The organism is Roseovarius sp. AK1035 (assembly GCF_003288315.1).
GTDB classification, from domain to species: Bacteria; Pseudomonadota; Alphaproteobacteria; order Rhodobacterales; family Rhodobacteraceae; genus Roseovarius; species Roseovarius mucosus_A.
In genome coordinates this window covers 1,691,699-1,704,989 of sequence record NZ_CP030099.1, presented here as the reverse complement: position 1 = coordinate 1,704,989, position 13,291 = coordinate 1,691,699, and the positions used below count along the sequence as shown (strand labels likewise).

Sequence of the window (13,291 nt, the reverse complement as noted above, 5' to 3'; positions counted from 1 at the left end):
ACCTGCCTAAGCCTCTGGCAATTATTATGATTGCAGCCAGCAAAGGCGGTTTGAATTCCACGGCACCTCCGGGCGTGAACCCGGCCTCAGAGCGTAGACGATTTGACCGAATCCACCATTACTCAGACGCCCCCTTTGTCCGCCTGTGGCGCCACCCTGTGCCTGCGGATATTGCAGACCACCGATGTCCACGGAAACCTTCTGCCTTTTGATTATTACACCAACCAGCCCGACCGCCCGTGGGGTCTGGCCCGGCTTGCAACACAGATAAAGCGCGCACGATCCGAAGTCGGAGCCGAAAATTGCCTGGTTCTGGACAACGGCGATTTTCTGCAGGGCACGCCGCTCACCGATCTTACTGCACAACCCGATAACGGTTGGACCGGACCACATCCAATCCTCGCGGCGATGAACGATATCGGCTATGATGCGGGTACACTTGGCAATCACGAGTTCAATTTTGGCCTTGACTGGCTGATGGACACGCTGGCTCAGGCACGCTTTCCCTTGACCTGCTGTAATGTGCTGACGCGCCGTGGCGGGACGCCGGTCGACGATACAACCCTTTTGCCACCCTATCTGCTGCTCAACAAACAGATGCAGGATCGCGATGGTGGATCGCATAGTTTGCGGATTGGTCTGTTAGGCCTTGTGCCTCCACAAATCCTGACATGGGATCACGCGCGTCTATCGGGCCGGATTGACGTGCGCGATATGGTCGAGAGCGCGCGGGCTTGGGTGCCCACCCTGCGCGCTTTGGGGGCGGATCTGGTTCTGCTCTTGGCCCATACCGGCATCGACCCCGGCCCCGACCGCCCCTTTATGGAAAACGCCGCCCGCGCGCTTGCCCGCCTGCCCGGCATCGACGCGCTTCTGGCAGGCCACAGCCACAAAAGCTTTCCCAGCACCGATCACAATGGCATAGCCGGAGCGAACGCGAGCAACGGCACCCTCCACGATACACCCTGCCTGATGGCGGGATTTCGCGGCAACCACCTCGGTCAGCTTGACCTGACCCTGACCCACGATGGCAACGCATGGCAGGTGACTGGGCATGACTCCCGTCTTTTGGCTGTGTCCAGCGCGCAACCTTGCCCAGCAATCTGCATCGCTGCCGACGCCGCGCATCGTCACACCCTCGCCCTCACAGCGCGTGAGATCGGCCAAACCGCGGCTCCACTCCACAGTTATCTCACCCTCTTGCGCGACGATCCGATCCTGCATCTCGTCAATGACGCGCAGCGCCGCGCCTTGACTTTGGCCTTGGCCAATAGCCCGCACGCCGGGCTGCCGCTGCTCTCTGCCTCCGCCCCCTTCAAAACCGGTGGGCGTGGGGGCCCTGCGCATTTCACAGATATTCCCAAAGGCCCGCTTCTTCTGCGGCACATAGCCGATCTCTATAGCTTTCCCAACACGCTCTGCGGTCTATTGGTTACGGGGGCAGACCTGCGCGACTGGCTGGAGCGCGCCGCCATCTGCTTTAACCAAATCAACCCCGGCCTGCCCGATCAGCCACTGCTTGATCCAAGCGTGCCGGGGTATGATTTCGATGTGATCGACGGGCTTAGTTATACCATCGACCTAAGTCAGCCAGCCCGTTACGATCTTTCTGGTGCGCTTATTCATCCCAAGGCGGCGCGCATCCAAGATTTATGCTTTGCGCGCAAGCCTGTCCGCCCAGACACGCCTTTCATCATAGCCACCAATAGCTATCGCGCGCACGGCGGCGGGCCGTTTGCGCCTCTGGCGGAACGAGGGTTGATCTACTCCGGCACCCGCACGGTGCGTGATCTGCTGGCCGATCATGTTGCGGCGGTGGGCCAGGTCGTACCGGCACCGCGCCCCACATGGCGCTTTGCGCCCCAGCCCGGAACCCGCGTCACGATAGAGACTGGCCCCGGCCTGCGCGCCCATCCCGCCGACATCGCCGCCTTGGACGCCGTAGACCTCGGCCTTACGGACGCGGGGTTCTTACGTCTCGGCATGCCCTTGCCGTTTGCCCAGCCTACCCTTGCGCATCCCGCAGCAGCGGCCTATATCACCCGTTGAGAGGTTGGCGCGGGCAGGCACCTCGCCAACCCGGTCAGGTCCGGAAGGAAGCAGCCGTAACGAGCCCCGCTTGGGTCGTTGTCCAGCCTCTCACCCTATCCCCCTTAGGTCACCAAAGAAAAACCCCGTTGAAAAACGGGGCTGTAGTTTCTCTTTCGTCACTATCTTTAGCAAAGAAATATGCTCAGAGTGGTGGACAAATTGAGCAAGATGCCGCACGCAAATGCGACCTTTACCCCCAAGATGCGGGGCAAGCAATCTCACGCTCGCTCATTTGGTTCTTGGCCGACGCGAGTCATGCCTTCTCAGACAGGCATTTAAAAGCGCGGCGTTCCACAGTCAGCAGCGTTATAGAGCCGCCAATATCAAGGCGGGCAGGCCCAGCATACCTGTGCAAATGATACCGATTGAAATTCCTAGGCCCTTGAACATTTGGTGTCTCCCACTTTGATGATTTCATTATTTGAAATTAGAGCAAAGCGCCGCAGTCCAATGCGGCAGGCTGCCGCAGCTTCCAAAAGCGCATCAAAAGCGACCTGACACATGGCTTTGAACGGGCGGGGAAAACTGAGCCTTCACATGCCAAAAGAGTATCATCACGCGGCCAAGAACGCGGCTCTGCGGGCTCAGTCTTTTGCAGGCTGAAACACTAGCCACCTTCGACCTAGGGGAATGATGTCGGTTGGAGAGAAAGGGAGAACGACAGCTCTAGGTGTCGCCCATGTTACTCAGGATGCTCTCTGCATTGATGATGGACTGTGCAATCTCGGTGGTCGTTGTACGCTTTGCCATCGCTTGTTTGCGGATGAGATCATAGGCTTCGCGCTCGGTGATACCCCGGTGCCGCATGAGGATAAACTTGGCATCATTCACCTTCTGAACATTCTCAAGTTTTTCGCGCAGCTTCGACAGATCTTTTTCATAGCGCACTTGTTCCGATTGAAATCGCCGAGCCATCAACATGCTGCTCAGCACGCCTGCTGCGCGCACGGGTTTCATCAATACCGAATGGGCGCCAATCTCTAGAATGACATCCAACGTGGATGGGTTTTCATAGCCGACAATGGCAATCGTCGTGATCGGGCGTTCGCGCCGGTCAAGAAATGCTTTCAATTCCTGCGGTGATTGGTCCGTGACGTCTACGAAAACCATATCGAACTTGTCCGGTAGGGTCCGGGGTAGCGGCCACATATGTTCGAAACTACAGCCGATCCTGTTTACCTGCTGCAAAAGCTCATCTGCGCTACGGTCACGCGGATGCACCAAGAGAACGTTTTGATCCCGTAAGTCCTGGATCAGGTCATGCATGACGCCCGCCGCTTGTCGTTACCTTATGCGTGCGAAAGCTCCAATCATGGATCGCCGGGTAAACGAGATAGGGGTCCGGCTTGATCGCGCGACGCACCTTGAGGTCGATTTCAAACTCTCCCTCAGAGTTGACCACAGCTATCCGGGATTGCAGATAGGTGTGGTTATTGTCCGGATCGACCTTGATCTGGCCTTGGGGCGCATCGAAGGCTTCGCCCAACAAGGCCTCTCGCAGGCAATCAGTATCCATTTCCCCGGTCTCCTCTAACGCTGCCGCGAACAGATGCACCTGACTATAAGCCGCTTCGCAGCAACTGGTGACATCAATAGTGGAACCGAATTTCTGTTCATAGGCCTTCAGAAAGCGACGGTTTGCCAAGGAACTGATCGACCGGAAATAGGGGGCGGCTGTGATGTGGCCAACGGCGGCCTCAGCGCCGATAGCGCTGATTTCCCCTTCGTTCGTGGTAAGACTGGCAATCGGACAAACCCGTCCATCGCCACCCACAGCATGATAGGCACGGTAGAACTCGATGCAGGACTGACCCACGATTGTTGAAAAGATCGCATCTGGCTGCGCATCCCGGATTTCATCGAGCACAGCGCGGAACCCCTCGGCGCGCGTCTCAAGATCAAAATACCGCTCGCCAACGACTTCGCCGCCACCTTGCCTTAGGACATTGCGCATCACACGATTGGATTCGTAGGGGTAGATGTAGTTGGAGCCGACAAAGAAAATCCGCTTACCGTAAGCGCTCATCAGGTAGTTCGCTAGCGGCACACTGTTCTGGTTCGGGCAGGCCCCGCCATAGATGACATTTGGCGAATATTCAAAACCCTCATAAAGCGTGGGATAAAAGAACAGGGCATTCCGGCGCTCGACGACTGGCAAAACCTCTTTGCGCGACGACGACATGTAGCAGCCGAAAATGACGCTTACCTTGTCGTCCACGATCAGGCGTTCGGCCAACTCTCCGTATTGGGTCACAATCGAGCCGGGGTCATAGCTGACCGCCTCAAGTGGGCGTCCGCGCACACCGCCGCGCGCGTTGATCTGATCCAAGGCGAGCAACGCGCCATTCAGCTGCGACTGTTCAATGATCGAGGTGACGCCCGTCGTTGAAAAGAGCAATCCGATCTTCCAGCTTTCCTTTTGTGTCACGTATTGATGCCTTCATTCAGGAGTATTGGAACTGGACCTGGCCATCTTTATGATCTGCGAACACCAAGGTCATAGCCTGACCAGAGGCGGGTGCATCCGGGGCGGGCCCGTCAAGCAGAAAACCTGCCAATGGAAATTCTAGCTTGCGCCGGATGGCCCGGCGTAGCCCTCGCGCGCCGAACCGCTTATCATATCCCTCTACCGAAAGAAAATCCCTCAGGGTTGTGCTGATACTCAACGACAGGTCATGTTTCCTGAGCCTACGGTTCAACCTGGCCATCTCGACATCAACCAGAGCTGGCATCTTGTCGCGTGATATCCAGTTGAATGTATCAACATGATCTATCCGGTTGACAAGTTCTGGTGGGAACCGATCCAAGAGGCTGTTCATCACGATATCGTGGGCACGTTCACGCCGCGACTTGCCAGAGTTCCTGATACGCTGCCAAAGATTACCGCTGTTCTCATCCAAGGCCATCAGTTCCCGAGCCCCGAGGTTCGAGGACATGAACACAAGCGCATTCCGGAACGAGTAGGTGCGTTCGCCAGAGGCCACAGTCAAAAGCCCGTTATCAAAGACATTCATGAGGGCGAGCACGACCTCATTGCTTGCCTTTTCAAGTTCGTCAAATAGAACAAGCCCCGGCAAGTTGCGTGTGCCCTCGATTTTTTCCTGATCGAGAATGGTCGTTCCTTCTTTAGACCCCACATAACCCGGCGGAGCACCGGTGAGGGCAGCGGCGTAATGCTCTTGCGAAAGCGTATTCATGTCGATCCTGCAAAACGCATCGGCATCCCCGTAGAGCGCACGCGCCAAGGTGCGAACGGTCTCGGTTTTACCAACGCCAGTTGGCCCGCAGAACAGAATTGTCGCCAAGGGTTTGCGGGGGTCTCCGATATCGGCGCGGACCACCTTGAGAATTTCCAGAAGCTGTTCGAGACTTTCGTCCTGCCCGATTATGGCCGCCCGCAACTCGGCTTCGACCTGGTCGAGGTCAAAAGTAAACCGAGTTTGCAAGCCTGCGTTTGGTGTCGTGCCCTTGGTAGACGATGCGCCAGTCATACGGGCATTCTCGTCGGCCAGTGCTGACGCAAGTTTTTGCTGGCGGGCGGTGTCGTGCAAGCGGTCCGTCAAAAAAGGCATGGCATTTCCAGAAGCTTAGAGAGGAAATGGAACGGCGCACTGAGGCGCCGTTCCCAATGAGGGCAAGAGGCCGGTCAATTCGCCTCTTTTTCCTTGGCCCCCGTTGGCAAACCGCCGACAGGACAGCATGCCACACCCACAGTTGTGCGGGTAAAGGATTCCACCTGCTCTCGGGTTTTCTCTGCGTCGTTGACCCAGTTTCGGTAGAACTCAAACGGGCATTCGGCCACGCCCTTGTCGCCATCGCCCGAGGCATGGATGCCTGTGTAGCCACGATGCAAAAGCTTGAAGAGATGGTTTTGCGACTGGTCATTGGCGCGGGCATCACGGATCTCAGGAATAGAGAGCTGTGCATATTGGATGCCCATTTCCTCTTCGCCACATTCGCCCAAAGTGCGCCCATCAAAGCCGATGATCGCCGAATGGCCAAAGTAGCAATAGACCCCGTCAAACCCCGCCGCATTAGCGACAGCGACATAGGTGTTGTTGGCCCAAGCCATGGCCTTGGCCATGATCACCTGCTGGTCCTTGGCCGGATACATATAGCCTTGGCACCGCACGATGAGTTCCGCACCTTTCATGGCGCAGTCCCGCCAGATTTCGGGATAATTGCCATCGTCGCAGATGATGAGGCTGACCTTGAGTCCCTTGGGACCATCGCAGACATAGGTCTTGTCACCGGGATACCAGCCCTCGATCGGGTTCCAAGGCAGCACCTTGCGGTACTTCTGCACGATTTCACCCTTGTTATTCATCAAGATCAGCGTGTTGTACGGGGTTTTCTTGGGGTGATCCTCATGGCGTTCGCCAGTGATCGAGAACACGCCCCAAGTGTTCGCCTTGCGGCAAGCAGCCGCAAAGATCTCGGTCTCCTCGCCGGGGATGGTGGCTGCGGTCTCCATCATCTCGTCGGGGTCATACATAATGCCTTGGGTGCTGTATTCCGGGAAAATCACGAGATCCATACCGGGAAGCCCCCGCTTCATGCCGACGATCATGTCCGCAATCTTGTGGGCATTTTCAAGAACCTCGGCCTTGGTATGGAGCCGGGGCATCTTGTAATTCACGACCGCCACGCCAACCGTGGTATCGCTGCTGGAGATGTCACCATGTCTCATGTCTTTTCCTTTCCTTGATGCGCTTCATTGCTGATTGCCTGACCTTCAGAAGGTCAGGTGCTTCTCCACGACAGAGTCGGTGAGATCCTTGCTGAGCCCGCTTAGAACAACGCGGCCCTTGTCGAGCACCATGAACCGGTCAGATGCTCGGCGGGCAAAGGGGACGTTCTGTTCGACCAGAATGATCCCAAGTCCGCGTTCTCTATTCAGGCGGATAATGGCGTCCTCGATCTGTTTGACGATGTTGGGCTGGATGCCTTCGGTCGGCTCGTCGAGGATGAGGATTTTGGGATCCATCGCCAAGGCCCGCGCAATGGCCAGTTGCTGCTGTTGTCCGCCCGACAGATCGCCGCCCTTGCGCCCGATAAACTCGTCGAGAATTGGGAACATCTCAAAGAGGTAGTCGGGAATTTCCCGCTTGCCGTCAGGACGGGCAAAAGTGCCCATCACGATGTTTTCCCGAACCGTAAAGTTCGGAATGATCTCGCGACCTTGGGGGATATACGCGATGCCCAGCTTTGCCCTTTGCGATGTGCTTCGGCTCAAAAGGTCCTGCTCGCCAAAAATGAGCCCGCCATCGCAACGGTCTGTTAGCCCCATGATCGACTTGAGAAGTGTCGTCTTGCCAACGCCGTTCCGCCCGAGGATTGCCAAGAACTCGCCGGGCTCCAAGTCAAACGAGACGCCCTGTATCACCGGGCTCTTGCCGTAGAAGGAATAGAGGTCCTTTGCCTGCATGGTTTCCATGATCAATGCCCCAGATATGCGGTTTTGACGTCTTCGTTGGTCTCGATCTCTTGGATCGTACCCTGCGCCAGCATGGCCCCACGGTTCATGACCACAATCCTGTCAGCGACGGTGCGCACAAAGGACATGTCATGCTCGACGACGATCAGTGTGTGACTGTCCGAGAGCACACGAAAGATTTCGGCTGTGCGCTCGGTTTCCTGAATGGTCATCCCTGCGGTGGGTTCATCCATCAGGATCAACCGACTGTCCTGCGCAATCAGCATGGCAATTTCGAGCCATTGGGTCTCGCCGTGAGACAGGTTTCCCGCAAGATCGTTTGCCTTTGCCTCCAGCCCGACACGTTCGAGGATAGGGGCCGCTGCATGCCCGTCTGACAATGCAAAACGCGTGAGAGCGTGCCAGATTCCCGGTCGACGCGACCGCGCGACTGACAGATTTTCGGCGACGGTCAGTTCCTTGTAGACGGACGGCACCTGAAACTTGCGCCCGATCCCCAGACGCGCACGCCGGAATTCCAGCATCTGTGAGATTTCCGTACCTTCAAAGCGGATCGAGCCGCCTGTGGGTTGGGTCTTGCCGCAAATCAGGTCAAGCGTTGTCGATTTGCCAGCGCCGTTTGGACCAAGAAGGCAAAGGATCTCGCCTTGGGCCACATCAAAGCTCAGCCCATCAACGGCGCGCAATCCGCCAAAATCCACTTGAAGGTTCGTTACTTGCAGTTGGCTCATCGCTATCGCTCCTGTCCAGATTTGACCGGCTGCGCGCCGCGATTTGGGGTGGAAGAGGGCGTGCGATCTTTGCGCATGCCCTGGCACAGCCCTTGCCAAAGGTCGCTGATCACCCCGTGAAGCCCACGCGGCATAAACATGACGACCAGAACAAAGATCACGCCAAGCATCAGGTTCCAGCCTTCGACGAACACGTCGGAAAGGCGCCCTTCGAGCAGGTTGACGATAATCGCGCCAATCGCCGCTGCGATGACCGAGTCCCGCCCGCCCACTGCGCACCAGATAACGATGGCCAAGCTGAACGAGACGCTCATGTAAGTGGGCGAGGCGAATTCCAGCACCAGCGTGTAGAGCATGCCAGACCAACCAGCGAGCGCGGCCGAAATACAGAAGATCACCGTCTGGTAATTGGCCACGTTATAGCCAAAGAACCGCGTACGATCGGCATCCTCACGGATGGCGCGCAGGATCAAGCCGAACTTGCTGTGCGTGAGATAGAGGCCAAACGTAACCGCCGCCATCAAGCAACCGGCAACAAGGTAGTAAAACCCCACTCCGTAGGTATCGACCGTCCATCCCATCAGGCTGAGGGGGGCCAATCCCGTCAGGCCGTTTTGCCCGCCCGTGATCCCTTGCTGCTCGATCACGACCAGTTGAAACGCCACCAAAAAGGCCAAGGTAATGATCGCGACAAAGACGCCGGCAATTCGCGCGCGGAACATGAAGATCGCAATCAGCCCCCCCACGAATGCCGGCACCAGGAGCCCGGCCAACAGGGTAAAGCCGAGAGAGTGGAACGGAGCCCAAAGCAACGGCAGTTCCGGAACATTGTTCCAGCCCATGAAATCCGGCAATGCCTCGCCGCTGGCCTTCAGCTTGAGATGCATGGCCATGGCATAAGATCCCATGCCAAAGGTTGCAGCCTGACCAAGGTTGAGCAACCCCGCGCTTCCCCAAGACAGGGCAAGGGCCAGTGAAACAATCGCCAATGCGAGATAACGGGCAAAGGTATTCAGCTCAAACCCGTCAAAGCCCATCAGCGCGGGAACACCAAGCACGATCACAAGGGCAAAGAGGACCAGTGCCGCGAGGTCATAGTATAATCTGGTTGTCATAGTGCGCTCCTCAACGGCGGGTATTGGATGGGAAGAGGCCACGCGGGCGGAACCGGATCAGGACGATAATCCCCGCAAGGACCGCGATGCGCCCCAACGTGTCATTGAACAGCATTGAGAACAGCGCCGTTGCCTCACCGATAAGAACGGATGCGGTGGCCGCCCCCAAAAGACTGCCAAGGCCCCCGACGATGACGACAAGAAAGGCATCCACCACCAGGCCAGTGCCCATGGTGGGGATTGTGCTGAAAAGCGGGGTGATGAGTGCGCCGGCGATGCCCGCAAGCCCCGCACCATAGGCAAAGGTGAATGAGTATATATTCTTTGCCTCTATCCCGTAGCATTCAGAAATCTTGCGGTTCTGAATGACGGCGCGCAGCTTCATGCCAAACTCTGTCTTGGTCATGAGTGCCCAAGACGCGGCGAGAACGGAAAGCGAGAAAACGATCACAAACAAGCGGTAGTTTGACATGATCAGGCCGCCAATCTGAGTGTTTCCACTCAGGATCTCGGGGCCTTTGACAAAGCGCGACTCGGCGCCGACCGACAGACGCACCAGTTGCTGCAGGATAATGCCGATCCCCCAGGTCGCTAGGATCGTGTCCAGAGGGCGGTGGTAAAGGCGTTGCACGATCACCTTTTCGATGATCCAACCCACAGCGGCGACGGCGATAAAAACAAAGGGCAGCGCCACGATGATGCTAAAGCCGGCATAGCTCTGCAGGGCCCATGCCGCATAAGCACCCAGCATCACGAACTCGCCATGCGCAAGATTGATGACACCCATCGCACCATAGATGATCGCCAACCCCAGAGCGATCATGAGCAGGATCGAAGCCATGCTCAGCCCTGCGAATAACTGATTTAGTATCACGTCCATCGAGACACGCCTCTCGCTGGCCCGGCCCAAATAGAGGGGCCGGGCGATCCGTATTCTTGTTGTTGACGACGTTTGGCCTTGCGGCTCAGCCTTCTACGAGGCCCTGACCCGTGCAGCGCTGCCCCTCATAGGCGGCATAAGGCAGGGGTGCGACGCGGCTCTGGGACTGAACCACAACCTCGGCCTGACCGTTGGCTTGCCACTGACCGATCTTGGGCCAGAGATGGGTGTGCAGGTTCTCATCAATCAGCACCTCACCTTGGGGGGCGGTCAGTGCCAGACCAACCGCGGCGTCACGGATCGCCTCTGGGGTGATGTTTGACGGGTCGAGCTTCTCTAGAGCGGCCTTGAATTGGTACACTTGAAAGTAGGCCGCTTCGCTGACGAAATGCGTCACCTGATCCCCGCCATATCGGGATTTGTATGCCTCGACAAAGCGCTCGTTTTCCGGCGTCTGAGTGCCCATGAAATAGGGCGCGGACGAGAAGTGACCGGCAGCCGCCTCTCCGCCAATGGCCTTAACCTCGACCTCAGAGCGTGTAAGGCTGATGACCGGCATCTTGGCCGGGTCCAGTTCTGCGGCATGATATTGCCGGGCAAAGGCCACATCGGAATCACCGACCACGGTGGCAAAAATCACGTCTGGTTCCTCGGCGCGGATGCGATTGATGACCGAGCTGAAATCGGAATGACCCAACGGCACATATTCTTCGTGCACCACCTCGCCGCCATGCTTTGCCAACAGGGTCTTGCAGTAATTGTTCTCTTCCTTGGGATAGACGTAATTGTTGCCGATCATGTAGAAACGCGGCCCGAAATTCTCGATCGCCCAGGGGATCAGATCGTCCTGCTGCTGGTTCGGTACAGCGCCGCCATACATGACGTTGCGCGAGCACTCGCGCCCCTCGTAGAGCGTCGGATACCAGTAAAGGTTATTGCGTTGCTCAGTCACCGGCAGAACCGCCTGCCGACTGGCCGAAGTGTAGGAGCCGAACACGCTGACGCATTTGTCGCGGATCATCAGACGACGCGCCCGGTCGGCATAGGTTGCGGGATCAGAGGCGGGATCTTCGATGATCGGACGCAGTTGCATGCCATGCACACCACCGGCGGCATTGATTTCCTCAATCGCCATCAAGGCCGCATCATGCAGCGTGCTTTCGACAACAGCCACCGCTCCGGTGAGGGAAAAAAGCAGACCCACGGGAATATCGCTGCCCTGCGCTGCGGCGCGGCTCAGCGTCGAAAGAAGTGCCGGGGCGGAAAGCGCACTGCCCATCCCAACCGCACTGACCCCTCCTAGAAAATCACGACGTTTCATTCAGACTTCTCCTCTGTTGGAACCGAGCAGCCGTTTGATTCGGCAACGAAAAAAGGCCCTTCAACGCGGTGTGAACCGCAGTTGAAGAGCCTCTTTGCTCATATTGGCTTTTTAGACTCGCAATTGAGCCTGTAATAATCGTTAAGCAGAACGCTTATTTTTGCAAGATTATTTATTTGTTTAATATCATTCGCTTACACACAGAGTTTTCGCAAAGGTCACTTGAGTTTCTAAAAACTGCACCCGCCCGAAATCTTGATTTCAGAGGTGCAGATTGATCAGAAACACGGCAAGTTTCAGAATACTTGTCCGTTCAGATTTGAGGCGAAACATCGACAGTTAGGTCGTCACCGCAGGATAGGGTGGGATATCGCATCCGGCTCGTTTTGGGTAATCTTGCCAGAGATCCCCGGGCGTTCTGGAGGTCGCGCCCGGGGATGCGGGGGCACTCACAAACCCCTGCCGACGTAGGAAGGCTTGGTCGCTCTGGGCCCGGTTGAGGCCCTTCCATAAAGACAGAATTTGAGTAGAATTTAAAGAGATTTCACGCAAATAATGAGACAGAAAGTCTCGATTAGCTTGAAAAAATCTCAGGCGAAAGGACTGAGAACACACAAGAGCGAGCGGCTCTCATTAAGCTCAACAAGCAATCTTATCCGCGTCAAATCGGTGGCGCGGCGCGTTCGGTCATCAATTGGCGGGCCGTGACCCGTTCGCGGTGGATCATGTAAAGGCCCGAACCGATGATGATAGCGATCCCCGTAAGGGTAAGCGCATTGGGGAAATCGCGAAACACCAGATAGCCCAGCAATGTCGCCACCGGCAGCTCTAGATATTGAAGAGGTGCCAGCGTGGCCGAAGGAGCAAGGGACAGCGCATACGTCATCATCATATGGCTCAGCGTGGCGAAAAAACCGACCCCCAGCAACCACAGCCATGCAATGCCCTCTGGCCAGACTGGATCGAGCATCTCAATCCCCGTGCCCTCGGCCAGTATCACCACCGGGAGGCAGAGCAGGCTGGCGATCAGGCCGGTGTGGAACTGCAACGTGACGGGATGCATCCGCCGTGACAGCCCGCGTGTCACCAGAATGTAGAACGCAAACCCAACCGCCGTGCCCAGCGGAAACAGCGCCACCGCGCCAAAGGCAGCGAAGCTGGGCTGGATCACCAAGAGGACGCCCACAAAGCCCACCATCGCGGCGCCCACGCGGCGCGGGCCAACATCTTCGCCCAAGTAGAACTTGCCCACCAAAAGCACGATGAACGGGGCAACGAACACAATCGCCAGCGCATCGGCCAGTGGCATCACGCGGATCGCAGCGATGAAGCAGAAAGTGGAGACAAAGAGCAGCACCGCACGAAACAGCAGTGCCAGCCAGTGCGCGCGCGGCACCCGCAGGGACAGCCCCATTATCAAAACAAACGGCGTCATCAGCGCGCATTGCACGATAAATCGCGCGGCGGTGATCTGTCCTACTGGTACGCTGGTCGATGCCAGCTTGGCCGCCACATCGAGGAGGGGTGCTGTCACGCAAAACCCAAGCATCAGGGCGACACCCGCTAGAATGCGGTCGGTCGACGGGGAGGCGGAGGAGGTATTGGTCATGGCCATCGCATAGGGTGCTGCCCCGCGCGCGTCTATCCTTTTTGCGACGCATGGCTTAGCCTTGATGTACAGCTAGCCGGCGTGTCGCAGTGTGATTGATTGAACCT

At 57.2% G+C, this 13,291-nt stretch carries 11 protein-coding genes and 1 other RNA gene; 2 read left to right on the top strand and 10 right to left on the bottom strand.

Annotation, left to right across the window (positions count from 1 at the left end; genetic code table 11):
* The first annotated feature begins 102 nt into the window (after nt 1-102).
* Both RAK1035_RS08055 and ffs read left to right on the top strand, forming a co-directional pair.
* Nucleotides 103-2,049 (top strand): bifunctional 2',3'-cyclic-nucleotide 2'-phosphodiesterase/3'-nucleotidase, encoded by a 1,947-nt coding sequence (locus RAK1035_RS08055; RefSeq protein WP_083803329.1) that lies wholly within the window; start codon nt 103-105, stop codon nt 2,047-2,049.
* Nucleotides 2,048-2,144: signal recognition particle sRNA small type (gene ffs / locus RAK1035_RS08050), an RNA gene on the top strand. The genes RAK1035_RS08055 and ffs overlap by 2 nt, the downstream gene beginning before the upstream one ends.
* Before the next feature lie 613 nt (nt 2,145-2,757).
* Here the strand turns inward: ffs and RAK1035_RS08045 are convergent.
* From RAK1035_RS08045 to RAK1035_RS08000, 10 genes are all read right to left on the bottom strand, one after another.
* A complete protein-coding gene (locus RAK1035_RS08045; protein WP_037298000.1) occupies nt 2,758-3,357 on the bottom strand; it encodes an ANTAR domain-containing response regulator in 600 nt (199 codons plus the stop codon).
* Nucleotides 3,350-4,519 (bottom strand): transporter substrate-binding domain-containing protein, encoded by a 1,170-nt coding sequence (locus RAK1035_RS08040; RefSeq protein ID WP_008281577.1) that lies wholly within the window; start codon nt 4,517-4,519, stop codon nt 3,350-3,352. Before RAK1035_RS08040 ends, RAK1035_RS08045 begins: the two co-directional genes overlap by 8 nt.
* A gap of 16 nt (nt 4,520-4,535) precedes the next feature.
* Nucleotides 4,536-5,642, bottom strand: a complete 1,107-nt coding sequence (locus RAK1035_RS08035) for an AAA family ATPase (protein ID WP_198133592.1) — start codon at nt 5,640-5,642, stop codon at nt 4,536-4,538.
* 95 nt (nt 5,643-5,737) lie between these two features.
* Nucleotides 5,738-6,781, bottom strand: a complete 1,044-nt coding sequence (locus RAK1035_RS08030; RefSeq protein ID WP_008281575.1) for an aliphatic amidase — start codon at nt 6,779-6,781, stop codon at nt 5,738-5,740.
* A 45-nt stretch (nt 6,782-6,826) separates the two neighbouring features.
* Complete coding sequence (gene urtE / locus RAK1035_RS08025) at nt 6,827-7,528, bottom strand: urea ABC transporter ATP-binding subunit UrtE (RefSeq protein ID WP_008281574.1); 702 nt, start codon at nt 7,526-7,528, stop codon at nt 6,827-6,829.
* Between the two features lie 2 nt (nt 7,529-7,530).
* On the bottom strand, nt 7,531-8,259 hold the full coding sequence (locus RAK1035_RS08020) for an ABC transporter ATP-binding protein (protein WP_037297998.1): 729 nt from the start codon (nt 8,257-8,259) through the stop codon (nt 7,531-7,533).
* 2 nt (nt 8,260-8,261) lie between these two features.
* On the bottom strand, nt 8,262-9,374 hold the full coding sequence (gene urtC / locus RAK1035_RS08015; RefSeq protein WP_008281572.1) for an urea ABC transporter permease subunit UrtC: 1,113 nt from the start codon (nt 9,372-9,374) through the stop codon (nt 8,262-8,264).
* A gap of 10 nt (nt 9,375-9,384) precedes the next feature.
* Nucleotides 9,385-10,254, bottom strand: a complete 870-nt coding sequence (gene urtB / locus RAK1035_RS08010; protein WP_008281571.1) for an urea ABC transporter permease subunit UrtB — start codon at nt 10,252-10,254, stop codon at nt 9,385-9,387.
* A gap of 85 nt (nt 10,255-10,339) precedes the next feature.
* On the bottom strand, nt 10,340-11,575 hold the full coding sequence (locus RAK1035_RS08005) for a transporter substrate-binding domain-containing protein (protein ID WP_037297995.1): 1,236 nt from the start codon (nt 11,573-11,575) through the stop codon (nt 10,340-10,342).
* 661 nt (nt 11,576-12,236) lie between these two features.
* On the bottom strand, nt 12,237-13,184 hold the full coding sequence (locus tag RAK1035_RS08000; protein ID WP_037298130.1) for a DMT family transporter: 948 nt from the start codon (nt 13,182-13,184) through the stop codon (nt 12,237-12,239).
* Between the last annotated feature and the right edge of the window lie 107 nt (nt 13,185-13,291).

Coding starts and splice junctions, on each gene's coding strand:
- urtC (WP_008281572.1), bottom strand. CDS start 9,374: ATGACAACCAGATTATACTATGACCTCGCGGCACTGGTCCTCTTTGCC.
- RAK1035_RS08005 (WP_037297995.1), bottom strand. CDS start 11,575: ATGAAACGTCGTGATTTTCTAGGAGGGGTCAGTGCGGTTGGGATGGGC.
- urtE (WP_008281574.1), bottom strand. CDS start 7,528: ATGGAAACCATGCAGGCAAAGGACCTCTATTCCTTCTACGGCAAGAGC.
- urtB (WP_008281571.1), bottom strand. CDS start 10,254: ATGGACGTGATACTAAATCAGTTATTCGCAGGGCTGAGCATGGCTTCG.
- RAK1035_RS08030 (WP_008281575.1), bottom strand. CDS start 6,781: ATGAGACATGGTGACATCTCCAGCAGCGATACCACGGTTGGCGTGGCG.
- RAK1035_RS08000 (WP_037298130.1), bottom strand. CDS start 13,184: ATGACCAATACCTCCTCCGCCTCCCCGTCGACCGACCGCATTCTAGCG.
- RAK1035_RS08020 (WP_037297998.1), bottom strand. CDS start 8,259: ATGAGCCAACTGCAAGTAACGAACCTTCAAGTGGATTTTGGCGGATTG.
- RAK1035_RS08045 (WP_037298000.1), bottom strand. CDS start 3,357: ATGCATGACCTGATCCAGGACTTACGGGATCAAAACGTTCTCTTGGTG.